This is a genomic window from Fibrobacter sp. UWT2 (assembly GCF_900142545.1).
Taxonomy (GTDB): Bacteria; Fibrobacterota; Fibrobacteria; order Fibrobacterales; family Fibrobacteraceae; genus Fibrobacter.
In genome coordinates this window covers 107,361-123,059 of the sequence record NZ_FRBF01000002.1, presented here as the reverse complement: position 1 = coordinate 123,059, position 15,699 = coordinate 107,361, and the positions used below count along the sequence as shown (strand labels likewise).

Annotated in this window: 11 protein-coding genes; 7 read left to right on the top strand and 4 right to left on the bottom strand. The window is 51.7% G+C overall.

Annotation, left to right across the window (positions count from 1 at the left end; all coding sequences use genetic code 11):
- The first annotated feature begins 94 nt into the window (after positions 1-94).
- From BUA40_RS01690 to BUA40_RS01670, 5 genes are all read left to right on the top strand, one after another.
- Positions 95-2,464, top strand: a complete 2,370-nt coding sequence (locus BUA40_RS01690; RefSeq protein ID WP_178299504.1) for an MMPL family transporter — start codon at positions 95-97, stop codon at positions 2,462-2,464.
- Entirely contained in the window at positions 2,436-3,629 is a 1,194-nt protein-coding gene (locus tag BUA40_RS01685) for a pyridoxal phosphate-dependent aminotransferase (protein ID WP_072797603.1), read from the top strand. Before BUA40_RS01690 ends, BUA40_RS01685 begins: the two co-directional genes overlap by 29 nt.
- 162 nt (positions 3,630-3,791) lie before the next feature.
- Positions 3,792-5,885, top strand: a complete 2,094-nt coding sequence (locus tag BUA40_RS01680; RefSeq protein ID WP_072797602.1) for an ATP-binding cassette domain-containing protein — start codon at positions 3,792-3,794, stop codon at positions 5,883-5,885.
- A complete protein-coding gene (locus tag BUA40_RS01675; RefSeq protein WP_072797601.1) occupies positions 5,882-7,384 on the top strand; it encodes a serine/threonine protein kinase in 1,503 nt (500 codons plus the stop codon). The genes BUA40_RS01680 and BUA40_RS01675 overlap by 4 nt, the downstream gene beginning before the upstream one ends.
- A 61-nt stretch (positions 7,385-7,445) precedes the next feature.
- Entirely contained in the window at positions 7,446-7,859 is a 414-nt protein-coding gene (locus BUA40_RS01670; RefSeq protein WP_072797600.1) for a YraN family protein, read from the top strand.
- Positions 7,860-7,864: 5 nt separating this feature from the next.
- Here the strand turns inward: BUA40_RS01670 and BUA40_RS01665 are convergent, their stop codons facing one another.
- Both BUA40_RS01665 and BUA40_RS01660 read right to left on the bottom strand, forming a co-directional pair.
- Complete coding sequence (locus BUA40_RS01665) at positions 7,865-8,302, bottom strand: type II toxin-antitoxin system VapC family toxin (protein ID WP_072797599.1); 438 nt, start codon at positions 8,300-8,302, stop codon at positions 7,865-7,867.
- Entirely contained in the window at positions 8,295-9,377 is a 1,083-nt protein-coding gene (locus BUA40_RS01660; RefSeq protein WP_072797598.1) for a hypothetical protein, read from the bottom strand. The genes BUA40_RS01665 and BUA40_RS01660 overlap by 8 nt, the downstream gene beginning before the upstream one ends.
- 120 nt (positions 9,378-9,497) lie before the next feature.
- On the opposite strand from BUA40_RS01660, the gene BUA40_RS01655 reads away from it, so the two are divergent.
- Complete coding sequence (locus BUA40_RS01655) at positions 9,498-11,210, top strand: hypothetical protein (RefSeq protein ID WP_072797596.1); 1,713 nt, start codon at positions 9,498-9,500, stop codon at positions 11,208-11,210.
- Positions 11,211-11,290: 80 nt separating this feature from the next.
- On the opposite strand, the gene BUA40_RS01650 is transcribed toward BUA40_RS01655, so the two are convergent.
- The gene (locus BUA40_RS01650) at positions 11,291-11,488 is read right to left on the bottom strand and encodes a hypothetical protein (protein ID WP_072797594.1); all 198 of its coding nucleotides are present in this window, start codon (positions 11,486-11,488) and stop codon (positions 11,291-11,293) included.
- A gap of 123 nt (positions 11,489-11,611) precedes the next feature.
- Here BUA40_RS01650 and BUA40_RS01645 point away from each other — a divergent pair, with 123 nt between their 5' ends.
- Positions 11,612-12,340, top strand: a complete 729-nt coding sequence (locus tag BUA40_RS01645; RefSeq protein ID WP_072797591.1) for a TatD family hydrolase — start codon at positions 11,612-11,614, stop codon at positions 12,338-12,340.
- On the opposite strand, the gene mfd is transcribed toward BUA40_RS01645, so the two are convergent.
- Positions 12,326-15,688, bottom strand: a complete 3,363-nt coding sequence (gene mfd, locus BUA40_RS01640) for a transcription-repair coupling factor (protein WP_072797589.1) — start codon at positions 15,686-15,688, stop codon at positions 12,326-12,328. The two genes, BUA40_RS01645 and mfd, sit on opposite strands and share 15 nt — an antisense overlap.
- Positions 15,689-15,699 lie beyond the last annotated feature (11 nt).

Sequence of the window (15,699 nt, the reverse complement as noted above, 5' to 3'; positions counted from 1 at the left end):
GTTTTTTAATTCGAACAAGGAATATAATAGTTATATTATTTATATGTTTTCGGCTTTTGCCAAATTAATTCGAAAGATAGCCCACTATCCCAAAATGATGATCGGGCTGTTTCTTACGATTACCTTGTTGAGCATTTATCCCATCGAAAACCTTCGTTGGGAAATCCAGCTGCAAGACACTCTTAAAGGTCATGAAGTTCAAGCGGACTACCAGACGATCGAAAAAGCTTTCGGTGGACTCGGCAGCCTTATTGTAGTCATACAATCCAAGGATAGCGCCGCGAACTATGCTTTTGCCCAAAATCTCGCCCAGCATCTAGAGAAAGATCCCGCAGTCCACTACACCGAATACGACACGGACCTGGAATTCTTCAAGAAAAACAGACTGCTATACGCCAACGAAAACGACTTGGATCAAGTCATCGAAAAACTGGACAAAATCAAAGAAGAAGAGATTAAAAAACACAATCCTCTACTGGTAGACTTGTCCGAGACAGAGCAAGAAACGCCTGTCACCCGTGACACCATCGAAATCATTTCGCAAATCGAGGCCAAATACTTCAAAAACCTGCAACAGGATTTCTCCAACCAGCAAGGGTCCATCCGAGTTATCGACATCTACCCCGCCACCTCTGTTTCGGACTTGCAAGCCAACAGGGAACTGCTGAAGAAAGTGGAACGCTTTGTCGAAGAAAACGGGAAAGGGATTAACGTCTACTACACCGGCAAAGTCTACGACTCCATCAAAGTCGGAAAGGCGCTCCTCCCCGAAGCAAAATTTGCCGGCGGCATGGCTGCACTCATTATCCTCGTTCTGTTAATCATCAATTTCTATCGCCAGCCGCAGCTGATCTTCATTTCGGCGGTTCCGCTAGCCCTTCCGACCTTATTCACGCTCGCCTGCGCCTACCTGCTGTTCGGACGAATCAACCTGTTTACGCTTTCTCTCGGACTTTTGCTTCCTGGGCATGCCTGCCAGGTTCTGACGCACGTCTACACCAGATACTTCCATGAGCGCGAACAGAAGCTGAGCCCCGCCCTCTGTATCGAAAGTGCCTTGCTTGGAATCGGGCCAGTTGTCGCCGCATCGTCGCTTGTGATGGCGAGCCTGTTTATCGCCTTTATTCTGGTTCCCCTGCCCGGACTTCGCGAATTCGGAATTCTTGGCGCTATCGGAAGCGTGCTCAACCTGATTGTCTGTCCGTTGTTGACAGCCTCGCTCTTATTGCTACTGCAGCGCAAGAAACCTTTCCAGATTCAATTCGAAAGCATCACGCCCACCCACCGCAAGCGCCTTTTCTCGTTCAAGACGAACTGGATTATCATCGTAACCATCAGCATCGTGAGCGCGGCGGCCTGGCTCTACAGCGGCAAGAATCTTTCCTTCCTTTACGATTTCAAGAAGACGGAATTGCAAACCGAAGAACGCGAGGCAAAAGCCCTGATTGCAGAAACGGGCTTTTCCACCTACGACCCCATTATCGTCATGCTCCCCGATTCGTCTTACAACGACGACCTAGTCGAAAACTTCGAGCATTTGCAAAAGAAAGGCAGACTCAAGGATTTGGGCAAGATTTATACACAATACCAGTTCTTGCCTAAAATCAGCATCGAAAAGAAACATAAAATCGAGACCCTAAGAAAACTGATTTCGGACGATGTTCTGGCAAGGCTCAACCCCAAGGACAGCGCCGCCATTGTCGAGATGTTCGACAACTACGAAAACGACATCAAGGAATTTATTCTGTCCGAAAACATTCGTCGTAAATTCGCAGACAAAAGGGACAATCCGGGCGTATTCGCATTCATCATTCCTCGATCCGACCCGAATAACGGACTCACCTGTCGCCATATTGCAAAGCAATTGCAGCAAATTGATGGCATCCACGACAAGACTTTCAAGATTTGCGGAACGCCCATTCTGAGAGCATCGCTCCTCGACACCATCCTGGGAAACATCAACAAGTCGATTCTCTTGGGAACGGTTCTGCTTTGGATTATTCTCCTGATGTTCTACAACAGACTGAGCAGGGCTTTCTTTACGCTGTTGCCGTCGCTATTCGCCATGAGCTGGGTGACTATTCTGGTTCACGTTTTCAACATCCAGATTTCGGCTTACAGTTCCATCGCCTTCGTCCTTTTGATAGGCGCCAGCGTGGACGGTTCTTTACAGCTCTGGTCTTCGTACTACGAAAAGCAGAACGGAAACGCCTGGAGCGTGTTGCAGACGAAATTGATTTCGGTCATGATTGCACAGGGAGCATCGTTCATCGGCGCAATCGCCATGCTGTTCTCGTCGCATCCGGGAATCAACGGCCTGGGACTCATTGCAGCCCTCGGGCTGGTTTGCATCTTTATTTCGCATTTTACCATTTACCCCTTGGTGGCAAGCACCTTGGACGCCTACCGCATTTTGAAAAAGGCTAAACTCAGACATGAAAGACTTATCCACAAGAACTCTTAATATCGCCGCCTCTTTAACAGTCGCTATCGACACATTGGCCAAGCAGATGATTGCCGATGGCAAGGACGTTGTAAGCCTCGGTGCCGGCGAGCCCGATTTTCCGACTCCGACCCCGATTCAAGATGCTGCGGTCAACGCCATTCGTGAAGGCAAGACGCGCTACACCGCTCCCGTAGGCATTCTCGAAGTGCGCAAGGCAGTGGCCGAAAAGCTGAAAGTCGAAAATGGTCTGGACTATAAGCCAGAACAAATCATCATGACGAGCGGTGCCAAGCACGCCGTATTCAATTCGCTGGCCGCCCTGGTAAACGAAGGCGACGAAGTGATTATTCCGGCTCCGTACTGGGTGACTTACCCGGAACTGGTGAAGTGGCTCGGCGGAAAGCCGGTGATCGTGAACACCAAGATTGAAGATGGATTCAAGATTAAGCCCGAAGCCTTGAAAGCAGCCATTACCGCAAAGACCAAGGCAATTCTCTTGAACAACCCCTGCAACCCGACGGGAGCCGTTTACAGCAAGGCCGAACTGGAAGCTCTTTCGAAGGTGATTGTCGAAGGCGACATTTATTGCATTTCGGACGAAGTGTACGAATACTTCACCTACGACACGGAATTCTGCTCTGCAGCAGCCCTCCCCGGCATGGCCGAACGTACCATCGTGATTAACGGATTTTCCAAGTCGCACTGCATGACCGGTTGGCGTATCGGTTACGATGCCGCTCCTGCCGAAATCGCAAAGATTATCGGAAAGATTCAAGGTCAGGCAACGCACCACCCGAGCAACGTGGCTCAGTACGCCGCCCTCGGTGCCTTGCAAATGGACAAGAGCAACGTTCACGCCATGCAAGCAGCCTTCCGCAAGCGCCGCGACTATATGCTGAAGCGCACCGCCGAAATTCTGCCGGAACCCTGCCGCGCTCCCGAAGGCGCATTCTACCTGTTCGCTCCGGTCAAGAGTTTCTACGGCAAAAAGACGCCCGAAGGCAAGACCATCAACGGTTCTATTGAACTCTGCGAATACTTGCTGCAGTCGCAGGGACTTGCGATTGTGCCGGGTGCAGCCTTCGGTGACGACAGCTGCGTGCGATTCTCTTATGCCGCCAGCGACGAAACCTTGCAGAAAGCCTGCGACCGATTTATCGGAGGGTTAAAGGAATTAAACTAGCATTCAGCACGTTCGCCTTCGGCTCACTTTGAGCAATGAGGTCGCCTTGCAAGCAAGGCTTTGAGCAAAAATTTGGCGCCATGGGCGCGATTATCAAGCTCAAAGGGAGCGCTCGCGACCGAACTCAAACCTCAAAAGGCGAAGCCTGACCTCACTTCTATTATGCAGTCTTTTAGAATCATCACTCCGCAGATTGGCGAGCCGTTTACCATCGGTCGCAAGCCAGACAACTCTCTGGTGCTGGACAACCCGATGGTTTCGCGCTACCATGCGGTGCTGGAATTCGAAGACAAGCATTGGAACTTAAAGAGCCTTACGCAAAATAGCGTGACTCAGGTGAACGGCAACGATGTAGAATCCGCTGTCCTCGAAGACGGCGACACCATTCTCATTGGCCCCTTGCAGCTCCGCGCCACCCTCAAGCACGGAAGCCTACAGCTACTGCTCATGGAATCGGTGGAACGGGACCTGGTGCAGACCAAAAGCCTGAACGGCAACTGGGAAACTCTGGACAGTCTGCACATGGACATTCCCGAAGGATGCTCCGCCAGAGTCCATGCCGGAAAAGCAGAAATCAGCTTTAAGGACAAGATCGTCAACATCCAAGGAAAATCTACCCGCCTGCTCCAGCTGGACGAAGGCAAAATGATTCGCCTTCCGGGCTGTACCATGAGTTTTGCCCAAGGCGAACTCACCTGCAAGAACTTGCCGCTCGGATTCGACGTAGAAGTCGAAAACTTGGATGTCTTTGCCGGAAAAAAGCAGTTGCTCAAGGGCATCGACTTCAAGCTGCACGCCGGAGAAATTCTTGCGATTATCGGGCGCTCGGGCCAAGGCAAGTCTACCCTTTTGCGTTTGCTGCAAGGCAAGCATAAGAGCGGAAAAGATTCCTTCGTCAGTATCGGAAAACTCGATTACCGCAACGAAGAAATCCGAAAGCACATTGCCTTCTTGGAGCAAGACCCGGAACTGCGCCGCGACTTGACCGTCAGGGAGACGCTTTTGGACGGTGCCCGCGTCGGGATGTCGAAGCTTGACTTCAGGCGGAATTCTCAGGGGCGACTCGAAAAGTTCAGCGAACTTTTCGGGCTGAGCGCAAGACTCGATAACCCCATTCGCACGCTCAGCGGCGGCGAATGCCGCCGAGTCGCCCTCGCCAAGGAACTTATGGGGAATCCGGGGCTGATTGTTCTCGACGAACCGCTTTCGGGACTCGATCCCTACAATTCCAAGATTCTCTGCACCCACTTAAAGCAGCTCGCCTTCCTCGGACACACGATTATCCTGACGACGCACAGCTACGAGGCCCTCGAAATCGCCGACAAGATTCTCGTTCTGCACCAGGGGCAGCAGGCCTTCTTCGGAAGCCCCAAGGAAGCCTACAACTACTTCGAAAGTGACGATCCCGAAACGATCCTCACGAATCTGAACGACGAAACAGCCACCCAGTGGAAAACGGTCCAGCAAAAGCGCGTTACCGCACCAATCAGAAGCACCTCGGCTCTTGAAACGCTGATTCCCAGCTATTTTCCCAAGACCCGATTGTCTCCCGTGTTCCTGTACAAGCTTTCGATTACCGCGAAGCAATGGTTTAGGGACAAGGGCAAGTTCCTCACGCTCCTTTTGCAGCCCCTCATTATCGGATTCCTTTTCTCGCAGATATTCTCGAACTTGACATCGCTTTGGATTGTGGCATTTGCCATCATCCTCTCGGCAAACTGGCTTTCGCTCTCCCTTTCGATCCGAGAAATCGTACAGGAAAAAGAAATCTTGCAGGCCGAATTCCGTAAAGGCGTACCCATTCTTTCAACACTCCTAGCCAAAGCGGTGCTCCCCACCTTAGTCGCCTTCATACAAACATTGATTGTATTTGCCTTTGTCGGATTCCGTACACACATTTGGCCCACTCCCCCGATGCTTTTGGCCGTTGTTTTGCTGATGGTTCTCCCGCCTGTCGCCGTGGGACTTGCCGTGAGTTCGCTTTCCAAAAACGCCGGACAGGCAAACGCCATGCTCCCGCTCCTGATTATTCCGCAGGTCGCCTTGGCAGGAGCCTTGGTTCCCTTGGACCAAATGCAAGCCATTGGCCGCGCCCTTTCAACCGTCATTTGGTCCCGTTACAACCAGGCAAGCCTTTTGAATCTGCTCCTAGAGCGCAAAGACGCTATCGAAAACACAATTCTTGCCCTCGGCATCACATTATGTTTTTATATTGTGGTTGCAATAAAACTAAACTGGTCTAAGAAAGCAAAATGATCGCCCCGCAAAAGTCTGAAGTATTTCCGCGTCCTTTTAACGAAAACTACGACCTCATTGGCACCCTCGGTAAGGGGGGCATGGGAAATGTTTACAAAGCCCTAGACAAGAGGCTCGGACGCGAAGTCGCATTCAAGATTTTGGACGCCTCTTCCGATGAAGAAGCGATCAAGCGTTTCTATATGGAAGCGCAAGCCATGAAGGAACTGGACCACCAGAATATCGTTCACGTATTCGACTTCGGTCAAGAAAAGAACCAGCTCTTTATTGCCATGACTTATGTGGAAGGCATTAACCTTGCCGACATTCTGCACAAGAAGGAACAGCTTTCGTTCGAAGCAATCGAAGTCATTATCCGCCAAATTGCACGCGGACTTCTTTACGCTCATAGCAAGGGCATTGTTCATCGCGACGTAAAACCCTCGAACATCATGCTTACCCGCGACAACCGAGTCTACATCATGGACTTCGGCATTTCCTACATCCAGGAAATGGAAAAGGACAGACTCACGCGCACGGGCATGACTATGGGCACGCCCGAATACATGAGCCCTGAACAGTGCCACGGCGATAACGTGACCATTCAGTCTGACATTTACAGCATGGGCGTGATTCTTTTCGAAATGACCTGCGGCCGTCTCCCCTTCGAAGGCAATCGCCCGGTAGAAATCGCCTTGAAGCACGTTCAGGAACAGCCGCCTGCACCGGAACTTTTCCGCAAGGACATGCCCCCCGGACTTTCGAAGTTGATTCTCAAGTGCTTAAGGAAAAAACTGAACGAACGTTTCCACGACATGCAAGAATTTTTGGACGCCTGCGACCAAGTGTTCCCTACCGAAAAGACGGCTCAGCGCCCCACCATGGGCCACACGCCGCTCCGCCGCCGCACGGCTTCCATTGCCGAAATGGCAAACATCATTACGCCGCGCGCCCGCATGCTCCAAAAAAAGCTCACGGCTCTTGCCATCTTCATTTTCCCGCTCATCATCATGCTCTTAATTTTGCTGATGCTGACGCACAAGCCCGAAAGTACCTTGCGCGAACTGGAATGGAACGACGCTCTCGGAAATTTTGAAACGAAGCAGTTGGAAATCGACATTTCCGGTGGCTACCCGTTAGACAACTTAAACGACAACGACCTTAAGACGGCGTGGCTCTACACGATGCCGCAAAAGCCGCAGAATCCGGTACTCACGCTCTACTTTGACGGCAACGCCATCGTAACACACTTCGGTATCGCAATCGGTTACCAGAAGTCTGTAGACGACGCCTTCGGCGACCGCTTCCGCATTTTCAAGAAGCCCAAGATGATTACGCTTGAAACTAAGGACGGATTCAAGCAGAAGGTCAAGCTTGAAAACATCCGCGGCATGCAATACCCCAACATCCAGGCTATGGAAACGAGCGAACTCAAGGTCTACCTTGACGACGTCTACGAAGCCGAAAACGAAGACTTCGCTATCTCGGAAATTCGCCTGTTGGGCATGGAACTTCCCTAAAATCGCCACTTTTTCAAAAATCGGCGTATATACATAGAGACACCCTTAGAAAAGGAACTCTATGTTTCAAGATACACCTAAAAAATTGAATCGCCCCAAAGGCAACTACATCGAGACTCTAGCCTCGGCATACTTGAGTCGCGAAGGCTACCAGATTCTCGCCCGCAATTACGCCTACCAAGGCGGCGAATTGGACATTGTCGCTCGCGACGGAGAAACGATTGTCTTTGTAGAAGTCAAATCCGTATGGAACAACCAGCAAGGGAATCCTGCCGCACGCGTAAACGCCTTAAAGCAAAAGAAAATTTGGAAGACCGCATGCCACTTTCTAGTCACACAGAAAGAAGAAACTCCCAAGGGATTTGAAACGCCTTGCCGCTTTGACGTGCTGACCGCAAGAGCCTACCAAAAGCCGCTACAGTTCGTGCATTACAAAAATGCCTTCGAAGGAACGCAAGTAATACCGCAAGTATAATGCGGCTATTCTACTTCGTCGAGCGTGACAACGGGAATGTCGGTCATGTCACGGAACGCCGCACAGTCCGTCAGAATGCAATCTGCTCCACAAACATAAGCGGTTGCCAGACGCAGGGATTCTTCGGTTCCAAGCTTCTTTGCACCGGCAAATTCAGCAGCCTTCACCGCAATTTCACCGGAGATCTCGCAAGCCTTGACATTGCGGGAATGTTCAAAGAATTCGCGGTACTGACGAGACAAAAGGCCTTCGCCAGCGGCAAAGGCCTTCTTCGAAAGTTCAAACAAAGTAACGTTCGATACTAAAACGGTCACATTGTTTTCGTAGGCGAAGTCAAGAACCGAGGACACGACCGGATAATAATCCGGGTGCATCTGCAGCAAGCGCACCACGGCGCCTGTATCCAGAAAGAGGACTCTCGACTTTTCAAGCGCCTTATTCATAGATTTCCATGTAGGCGATATCTTCGCGCATGCCGGCGCGAACCATCTTGAATCGCTGGGCATTCGGATAGAAGTACCAGATCATCCACTCGCCCGCCATATCGGTGCGCTTGGTCTTGATTGCAATGGGCTTTTCGCCGTTGAAGAAGTCACGCTTGTGCGGAATCACATGTTCGAACGGACGGTAAGTATGAACATCGTCGCCTGCGGCACGTTCGATGAATCCGTTGCCACCCTTACTCCAGGTAATGGTCACGACGCCGTTGTCGTCCTTGACTTTTTCGCAGCTGTCGAAGCCGCTCCCGCACCACAGGTACTTCTTGTACTTGAAACTCTGTTCGGGCATGTTGAAGGTTTCTACGACGCGACGGTTACCCTTGTAGTTGCTGTATTCACCTTCCAGCTTATACTTGCCGGAATTGTATTCGTTACAACCACGCTGAGCGACCCTCACCTTGCGGTCTGCCACGGCAATATCTACCGTACAGCCATCTTCGGAATAAGTCAAGCGGCCATGACCGTTAGCTTCGCGAAGTTCCAGGTTACTGGCTTCGAGTTCTGCACGGTTGCCAAAAGGACCATTCTGAATGACAAACGAGAAATAGCGGGGGTTCGTCGGAGACTTCTTGAGGAACACGCTACCGGTAGACGAGGCGTATTCACCGCTCAAGTCCATGGATGCCTGTTGGAATCTAGCGAGGTCGGCGCGCTTGACCCAAACTTCACCCAGCTTGCACTGGATAGGAACAAAGCGGGGCGGTTCCTTGGGTTCGACCTTTTCCCAAATCGTAACGCGGCGTTTTTTCACCTTGATCTTGGGGCGACCCTTCTTATCTTTTTTGACATTGCCCTTGCGGTCTGTAATTTGAATCGTATCCTTAACGACCATTACCTTTTTTACAGAATCCATCGGAGGCGGAAGCTCCTTGATCTGGTCAGTGAAGACAAGTGAACCAGCAGGAGTATTTTCATCGATACCGGCAGCGGTTTTCTTATAAACTGTTAAAGTTTCCTGAGCAAACGAAAGTGAGCAACAGACAGATACTAAAAACGCAAAAATATGGATTTTCTTCAAAACAAAACCTCTTTGTGGGAGTAAAGTTAACTTTTTATATGAAAAAAGGGTATAAAAATGATTAGGGAAAGAAATTTTTACTAAAATTTGTTTCGTGGAATATATAAAGGAGTTCCTTTTATGAAGAAAATGTTTATTGCCTCTTGCATCATGGCAGCGGCCGTATTTGCCGCTCCGGCAGCAAAGGCCCCTGCAGCAGCTCCTGCCGCACCGGCCAAGGCTGCAGAACCCGCAGCAGCCCCTGCTGCCGCTCCTGCCAAGGCAGAAGCTAAGGCTGAAGCCCCGAAGGCTGAAGCAAAGCCCGCAGCAGCAGCTCCGGCAAAGGCTGAAGCTAAGGCAGAAGCAAAGCCCGCAGCAGCAGCTCCGGCAAAGGCCGAAGCCAAGGCAGAAGCAAAGCCCGCAGCAGCAGCTCCGGCAAAGGCCGAAGCTAAGGCCGAAGCCGCCAAGCCTGCTGCAGAAGCAAAGGCTGAACCCGCTCCCGCAGCAGCTCCGGCAAAGACAGAAGCCAAGGCCGAACAGCCGAAGGCTGAAGCTAAGGCCGAAGAAGCTAAGCCTGCTGAAGCCGCAGCCGCTCCTGCCGAAGTGAAGAAGGAAGAAGCCGCTGCACCGGCAGCTGAAGAAGCTAAGACCGCCGAAGCCGCTCCCGCAGAACAGCCGAAGGAAGAAGCCAAGGCCGAAGAAGTGAAGAAGGCTGAAGAAGCTGCTCCTGCAGCCGAAGTCGCCGCCGCTGAACCGGAAAAGAAGCCGGCCAAGAAGAAAAAGCGCAAAAAGAAAAAAATGATCGAAAACGCCGTGATGTCTGTTAACCAGATTAACTTTGACATCAACGCTGACTTCGAACTCGAAGCCGGCAAGGTGCTCTGGTCCAGCGAAGACGATGTGCTGGGCGACAACTTCGAAACCTGGAATGGAGAAGCAAACTTCGCCGTCCTCGCCGAAGCTAATGACTTCAAGGGCAAGATTGGCATTGCCTTCTACCCGGGCGACCTCCAGCCTGCTGACGACAACAATGTCGACAAGAAGGTAAAGAGAGCTCAGCTCCGCGAAGGTTCTCGCGAATACGTCAGCGACTACTTCTCTCTGGACGAAGCATGGGCCATGCAGGAAACTGACCTGTTCTCCTTCAAGGTCGGTCGTTGGGATAACACCGACAAGAGTGGTGACTACTTCGGTGGCTACATCGATGGTTACAAGGCCGGCTTCCTTTCTACTCAGGATCCGGAAAACCAGTTGCAATTCGGTATCACCCCGACTGACAACATGTCCGCCTACATTGCTTTCATCAGCAAGTCCGAAAACCTGGATAAGGGTGACGTTCGTGCCGTGTTCAACTTCCACGGTCTCGAAGGCCTCGGCAACCTGAAGGTTCAGCTCGGCTACCGCAGCAACGTATTCGATGTCGTTTACGATGCTGGCAGCAAGATCAGAAAGGTTGACGCCGCTACCAATGACACCACCGTCATTGAACAGCACATCAAGCACAACGCTTCTCTGAAGGCTAACCTCCCCATCGTTGCTAACAGACTTGACCTCTTCGCCGAAGCCGCCCTCATGGACCTCTCCGACGACCTGGTGATTCCTGTGACCGGCGGTATCGCCATCTACACGCCTGTTGTAGACCGTATTCTTCTCGAAGCTGAATACGTGGGTGACCGTCACGAACACAAGGACTTCTACGGCATCAAGAATCCGAAGCACGTGAAGGACGTCTTGGGCGCCCTCTACCTGGAAAAGGCATTCACCAGCCGCTTCAGCCTGTCTGCCGGTTTCCACAACTACGGTTGCACCAAGGACTACATGATCTCGGGTAACCTGGTTGGCCGTATTAATTAAGATTATTCTTAATCAGAATATTAAAGAAAAATCCCGCGGAAGTTCCGCGGGATTTTTCATTTCCGATTTAAATTGGAATATTACAAGCCTTTGCGTTCCAGGTCGAGCAAAAGAGACTGCAAGGAATCTTCAACGCTGGTGCGGAAGTCGGCCGAACCGAGACTGCAGGATGCAACCACTTCGGTTCCCTTGGTGATACGAATGACAGCAAAACCACCTTCGGTCGTAAAAGAAACACCAAGGCCCTTATTTAAGGCTTTTTCCAAAAGATCGCGCATAAAAATCTCCTTTTTAATGCAAGGGTAATGAATACCCTTAAATTAGGCTTTTTCTAGCAAAAAAACAAGAAGTTTTTTCATTTATTTAAGTAAAAAGCGGACTTTTGGGTATATATTAGTAGTATGTACGACTTCCATCTACATTTGGCTAGGTTACCCCAGCCCGCAACACTCGCCAGGACCCTTCTCAAGAAGGGGCTGCACTTCAATGCCATCGCCTGCGAGCCCTGGGAATGGGAAATCCTGCAGAAGATGGATTCCTCCCTTTTTGAAGGTTCTACCCGCAATTACGGCATTCACCCGATGGTGGCCGGTAACGTGACTGAAGCCGACTGGGAACGCCTGGAATCGCTTTTAGACAACTACCCCGATGCTGGAGTCGGCGAATGCGGTCTCGACAAACGCTACGACGGCTACGCCGAGGGCGGCCTTCAAGAACAAGTTTTTAAGCGTCAGGTGATGCTTGCCAGCGAGTTCCGCCGTGACCTGCACGTTCATTGCGTAGGCGACTACAACCGCATTCTGCAAATTCTGAAGGAATGCGATTTCCCCGGCAAACCCAAACGCGGTCATGCCCCCGCCCACATCGTATTCCACCGCTTCGGCGGCGACAATTCCGTTGTGCTGGCGGCACAGAAAATGAATCCCATTTTCTCGTTGCATCAGGATTCCTTCCACAAGAAATGCACCCTCGATGCCATCCCGAAAATTCCGGCGGAACAGATGCATTTCGAAACCGACGCCGACGAGACCTTTGTCGCCGCAAACATGCTCAAGAACGAATCTGCAGATAAAATCGCAGAAGCCCTCATCGAGCATTTAAAAGAAACAGAACACCTAATTCGTCCGTGATGCGGACACCACCGAATCAGCTTTAATCACAGCAAAGGCCCGGAATTCCTTCAGGGACTTTTCGGCTAGTTCTACAGCATTTCCCTTACCGAGTTCAATCACCACCTGCAGAGGCGGGCCACTAATGATTCGCATGGGGAACTGGGTATTGGCATACATTTCGCTGATAATGCGCGGATCCGGCGGCGGGAATTCGGCGAACGTAGCCGCAAGCATTCCCTTGCGCTGCACCAACCCTTGAATACGCAAGCGCCCCGCCAAAAGACCGATTTCGGTCACCACCAAAAGCATCTTCGCCGCTTCGGGCACAGGGCCAAAGCGGTCCGCCAGTTCCTGGGCAATCGTTTCGATTTCGTCGGTACGAGTCACGCGGGCAATGCGCTGGTACATCGATATTCGAGTGAGGCCGTCCTGGATGTAGTCTTCCGGCAGGTAAGCATCCACGCCGATTTCCACACGGGTCTGTATCGGCTTTTCGGCAGTACCGCCACGCAACATGTCCACAGCCTCGCGCACCAGGCGCACATAAGTTTCGAAGCCGACTTCTGCAATAAAGCCATGCTGCTCCTGGCCAAGCAAGTTGCCTGCTCCGCGGATTTCCAAGTCGCGCATGGCAAGCTGGTAGCCGCTTCCCAAATCGGTAAACTGTTCCAACGCCTTCAAGCGGCGCATGGATTCCGGCGAAATTTCATGCGACGACGGAATCACCAACAGCGCCTTTGCAAGTACACTGCTGCGGCCAACGCGACCACGCATCTGGTACAGCTGACTAATGCCAAAGTGATGTGCGTTCATGATGATAATGGTATTCGCATTAGGCACATCCAGCCCAGATTCAATAATGCTGGTACTTACCAGAATATCGAACTTTCGAGACAGGAACGCCTCCATGGCATTTTCAAGTTCACGGTCGTTCATCTGGCCATGAGCCACGCCCACGGTCGCATCGGGAGCCATCCTCTGGATGTCATCGGCCAAAGTCTCAATGCTTTGAACACGGTCATTCACCACAAACACCTGGCCACCGCGAGCCAATTCGTCTTCAATCGCCTGCTTGATAATGGTGTCGTCACGCTTCATCAGCTTGGTTTCTACAGGCAAGCGGTTCACCGGCGGCGTATTGATGAGCGAAATATCGCGCACACCTGTCATACTCAAGTGTAGCGAACGCGGAATCGGCGTAGCGCTCATACTCAAGGTATCTACAGCAAGGCGAAGCTCGCGGAGCTTCTCTTTCTGCTTCACGCCGAATTTCTGTTCTTCGTCGATAATCAGAAGGCCCAAATCCTTAAACTGATTCTTTTCAGAAAGCAGGCTGTGCGTGCCAATCAGAATATCGACTTTACCTTCGCTCACACGCTTGAAGATTTCCTTCTTTTCCTTGGCGGTCTTGTAGCGGTTGACAAGCTCAATGTTCACGGCGAATGCCGCGAAACGGTCCATAAAGTTTTCGTAATGCTGCGCCGCGAGAATCGTGGTCGGTACCAGGAGCACCACTTGCTTCTTGCTCACGACGCACTTAAACGCCGCACGCATCGCCACTTCGGTTTTACCAAAGCCCACGTCGCCGCAGATTAGGCGATCCATCGGGCGGCGGCTTTCCATATCGCGCTTGATATCTTCGGTAGCCTTCACCTGGTCGGGAGTCGGCTCGTAGTCAAAGGCGTCTTCGAAATCGTGCTGCAACTTACCATCGGGCGGGAAGCTGTAACCTTCAATTAGCTCGCGTTTGGCATACAGTTCCACCAAATCGCGGGCAATCTGAATGACCTTCTGCTTGACACGCTTCTTAAGATTTTCCCAGCTCTTGCTACCGAGGCGATCAAGCTTCGGTTCGGTTTCCTGCTGGTCCAGGCGTTCAATTTTCTGAAGGTCTGCGACAGGGAACTTGAGGCGGTCTCCACCGGCGTATTCCAGCAAGGCGCAGTCTACCATGCCGCCGTTCACATTCACGCGGACAAGTCCCAGGTACTTACCGACACCATGATCTTCATGCGACACGAAGTCGCCACGGTTCAGCGATTCAATCAGGAGCGCGCCCGAAACGGAGCCTGCTATTTTACGCTTGCGGGTCTTGTTAGAATGGCGGTTGAATATGCGGGTCTCGGTAAGGAAGGCGACCTTATCGTCTTCGAGCCAAAAGCCTTCGGACATGTTGCCGACAATGTAATCTTCTATCGGCAGGTCTTCGAGCAGTTGCTTAATGCGGTTCAAGGCGCCAGCCGTCGGAGCCACCACATAAACGATGCCCCCCTGCGCCGTAAATTCTTCGATTTCTTTAGCGACCGCATCGGTACCGCTCGACGAAAACGCCTGCGGCTTACAATGCAGCTCATGCCAGTTGCCGTCATCGACCTTGACGCGGGTCAAATCCATCGAGGCGCGACCCACGAAATTCTTCGAAAGCTCGCCCATCTTGAACCAGGTACGCACTGGTTCCACCACATCGCTATCGACCGTACGGATTTCCTGGAAAGACCGTTCGTAATTCACATACAGCTTCGACGCTGTCTCCGAAAGGGCTGACAACTCCTCGAACACCAGCGAGGCATTCGGCAAATAATCCAGTAGACTTGAGTTCAGTTGCTGATAGCGGCCACGGTGCCACCAAAGCCCCGAAAGGTCGCCGTTGAACTTCGCCGCTTCACGTTCGGGCACCGTAAATTCGCCCATCGGAAACAGCTGCACCGACTTCATCTGTTCTACGGAACGCTGCGTGAAAATATCGAAGCTACGAATCGATTCGATTTCGTCGCCAAAGAATTCGATACGGATCGGATGCGGATACAGAAGGCAGTTGACATCTACAATGCAGCCGCGAATGGAATACTCCCCCACGCCCGAAACCACCGGCTGTTCCATAAAGCCGTGATCCATAAACCAGGGGCGCAAAGAGGCGGGTTCCAACACATCGCCCACCTTGAGTGTCCTGCATTCCTTCAGTACGGATTGCGGGGCCGGAAGCCGCATCAGCAAGGCATCCAGCGGGCACACCGTCACAAAGGGGCTATCGGAATCTACATCCCTGAAGAATTTGAGGCGTTCTTCGAGAACCCCTTCAAAAGGGACTTTCTTTTCGTAAGGCTTAAGCCCAATCGAGGGAAAAAAGCGGACAAATTTTTCGGTCAGCAGACCTTCCAGGTTTTCTACCCAGGATTCCGCACTCTTATAATCCCGCGTAACGACCAGAATCGGGCCCGGCTTCTTTAAAAAGCGCGACGCCACCATCATGGAAGCCGCAGGAACCGTCGCCCCATTCACATGAATGGCGCCGGTTTCCACCTTGTTAAAAAGGTTCAGCGACTCGGAATGCGAAAATGTAAGAAACTCTGAAAGAGACTCAACCATCAAGCCAAAGA